This window comes from Mycobacterium sp. UM_Kg1 (assembly GCF_000972925.1).
Classification (GTDB): Bacteria; Actinomycetota; Actinomycetes; order Mycobacteriales; family Mycobacteriaceae; genus Mycobacterium; species Mycobacterium hiberniae.
In genome coordinates, this window is the sequence record NZ_JRMK01000264.1 from 1 (window position 1) to 2,765 (window position 2,765).

The 2,765-nt window shown below is 68.2% G+C and carries 3 protein-coding genes; 1 reads left to right on the forward strand and 2 read right to left on the reverse strand.

What is annotated here, in order from left to right; genetic code table 11:
* Positions 1 to 116: 116 nt before the first annotated feature.
* Positions 117 to 1,010 carry an inner membrane protein YhjD gene (gene yhjD / locus LI92_RS20825; RefSeq protein WP_052740885.1) on the reverse strand — a complete coding sequence of 298 codons (894 nt, stop codon included), beginning with the start codon at positions 1,008 to 1,010 and terminating at the stop codon, positions 117 to 119.
* On the reverse strand, positions 1,007 to 2,026 hold the full coding sequence (gene trpS / locus LI92_RS20830; RefSeq protein ID WP_046322300.1) for a tryptophan--tRNA ligase: 1,020 nt from the start codon (positions 2,024 to 2,026) through the stop codon (positions 1,007 to 1,009). The genes yhjD and trpS overlap by 4 nt, the downstream gene beginning before the upstream one ends.
* 77 nt (positions 2,027 to 2,103) lie before the next feature.
* Here trpS and LI92_RS20835 point away from each other — a divergent pair, with 77 nt between their 5' ends.
* Positions 2,104 to 2,721, forward strand: a complete 618-nt coding sequence (locus LI92_RS20835; protein WP_046322302.1) for a TetR/AcrR family transcriptional regulator — start codon at positions 2,104 to 2,106, stop codon at positions 2,719 to 2,721.
* The last annotated feature ends 44 nt before the right edge of the window (positions 2,722 to 2,765 follow it).

The following is a 2,765-nucleotide window of genomic DNA, read 5'->3' on the forward strand; positions in this document are numbered from 1 at the left end:
GTATAAGAGACAGGTCCCGACGTGTTCGTTCGTGGCGGGTTATATCGCCAAGCACCCGCAGTACGCCGACCTCGTGGATCCCGCGTCCGACTAGGCGACGCCGCGGCCGCGCGGCCTCAACCCTTGCCGCGGTCCGCCGAGGTCGCCGCCCACGCGGTGGCGAACAGAACGAGCCGGGCGGTGACATAGGCGAACACCAACACGCCCAGGACCGGTCCGAACACCGCACCGGCCGGGCCGTTGATCACCGACTGCAGATACACCGAGCCGGCCTGTTTGAACAGCTCATAGCCGACCGCGGCGATGGCGCCGGCCTCCATGGCGCTGTGCAGGCTCACCGGTTCGCGGGGCAACCGAGCGATCATCCAGGTGAACAGCAGCCAGGACACGCCTGCCGCCATCGTCAACGACGCCACCCGCAGCAGCCCGCCCAACAGCGTGAAATCGGGAACGCCGATCCAGCGCAAGACGTTTCGCATCAGTTTCGGGTCGGCCAGGGCGGTCAACGCGAGAGTGACCAGCATGGCACCGAAGGCCCCCACCATGGCAAGCAGGTCGGACAGCTTCGAGGAGACGAAACCCGGCTTGTCCGAACGCTTCTCCCACATCTCCGAGAGCGCCTCGCGGAAGTTGGAGATCCAGGTCAGGCCCACCCACCCGGCGGCGGCCAAACCGATCAGTCCCACCGACGCGCGGGAGGCGATCGCACTGTCCATCAGGGTGACGAGTTCGGTGCCGAACTCGCCTGGAATGGAATGCTTGATCCGGCGCTCGACTTCGTCGAGCACCTCGGGCCGCCGCGACAACAGGAAGCCGCCGACGGAGAACCCCACCATCGCCAGCGGGAACAGCGCGAAGATGGTGTAGTAGCTCATCCCGGCGGCAAAGAAGTTGCCCTGGCACTCGTCATAGCGTTCCTGAGCGCGCACCGCGTGATCCAACCAGCGGTAGCGCGACCGCAGCCGGGCCAGCAGGCCCGGTTTGGACTCCTCGGTCACGGCTTTGCTCATGCCGGCGGCGGAAGGAATCCGACCCGGTCGTACACCCGCTCGAGGGTCGCGGTGGCCACCGCACGCGCGCGTTCGGCCCCGGCGGCGAGCACCGCCTGCAGCTCGGCGGGGTCGGCGAGCAACTCGTCCACCCGCGCCTTGATCGGGGTGACGAATTCGGCCACCGCCTCGGCGGTCTCTTTCTTCAGGTCGCCGTAGCCGCGGCCTTCATAGCCGCGCACCAGGGCGTCGAGATCGGAGCCGGTGACCGCGGCCTGAATGGTCAGCAGGTTCGACACGCCCGGCTTATTCTGCGGGTCGTAGCGGATCTCGCGCTCGGAGTCGGTGACCGCCGACCGAATCTTCTTGGCGCTCTTGGCCGGATCATCGAGCAGGCTGATCAGGCCGGCATCGGTGGCGGCCGACTTGCTCATCTTGGCGGTGGGGTCCTGCAGGTCGTAGATCTTGGCGGTGGCCTTGGGGATCATCACCTCCGGAACGACGAAGGTGTCCGGGAACCGCGCGTTGAAGCGCTGCGCCACGTCACGGGCGAGTTCGAGGTGCTGCCGCTGATCTTCGCCCACCGGCACCAGTTCGGCGTTGTAGGCCAGCACATCGGCGGCCTGCAGCACCGGGTAGGTGAACAGACCCACGGTGGTGGAGTCGGCACCCTGCTTCTGGGACTTGTCCTTGAACTGCGTCATGCGCGAGGCCTGCCCGAAGCCGGTGAAGCAGCCCAGCACCCAGGAAAGCTCGGCGTGGGCCGGTACATGGCTCTGCACGAAGATGGTGCTGCGCGCCGGGTCGATTCCCAGCGCCAGATACTGGGCGGCCGTCACCAGGGTGCGCCGGCGCAGGGTGGCGGGGTCCTGCGGCACGGTGATCGCATGCAGGTCGACGACGCAGAAGAATGCCTCGTTGTCGTCCTGCAGGCCGGTCCACTGGGCGACCGCACCAAGGGCGTTGCCCAGGTGAAGCGAGTCGGAGGTGGGCTGGACACCGGAGAATACGACGGGGCGTGCGGGGCTAGTGCTCATGATCGCTTGATCCTGTCACGCCCGGATCCGATTGACCGCACGTGGTAACAGAGCAGGCGCTCTGTTAGCGTGAGCGGGTGGCCCGCCCGCGCGTCTACGAACCCGACCGGGTGCTGGACGCCGTCGAGTCCCTGGCCGCGCGGTCCGGCCCCGCCGCGGTGACCATTCGCGCGGTCGGTGCGGCCACCGGCGCCTCCAACGGCGCGGTCTACCACGGGTTCGGGTCCCGCGCCGGGCTCATCGCCGCTGCCTGGCTACGGGCCGCCCGGCGCTTCCTGGCGGTTCAGGGCGAGCTGATCGGCAGCGCCTGCGACCCGCATGCGGCGGTGATCGCCGCGGCCGAGGCCCCGGCGGTGTTCGCCGAACGCCATCCGGACGGCTGCATGCTGCTCTTCGCGATTCGCCGCGACGAGCTGGCCGACGACACCCTGCCCGCCGCACTGGGCGAGCAACTGCGCGGCATCGGCAACCAGCTGGTGGGTGTGCTCATCGCGCTGGCGGACGCGTTGTGGCAGCGCCGCGACGCCACCGCCGTCGACACCATCACCACCTGTGTCGTCGACTTACCGACGGCCATCATTTTGAACCGAAACCGATTGGGCAGCAAAGCTGCCCGCGCCCAGCTGCAGGCGGCGGTCCGCGCCGTGCTGTCGGTCGGGCCACCCCACAGAGAGGAACCCGCGAAGTGGACCTGACCTATGACGACACCATCGCCGTGCTGAACCTGTCTCTTATACAC

Bases quoted from the DNA above. Each gene is read 5' to 3' on its own strand.
- yhjD (WP_052740885.1), bottom strand. From the start codon at position 1,010: ATGAGCAAAGCCGTGACCGAGGAGTCCAAACCGGGCCTGCTGGCCCGG.
- trpS (WP_046322300.1), bottom strand. From the start codon at position 2,026: ATGAGCACTAGCCCCGCACGCCCCGTCGTATTCTCCGGTGTCCAGCCC.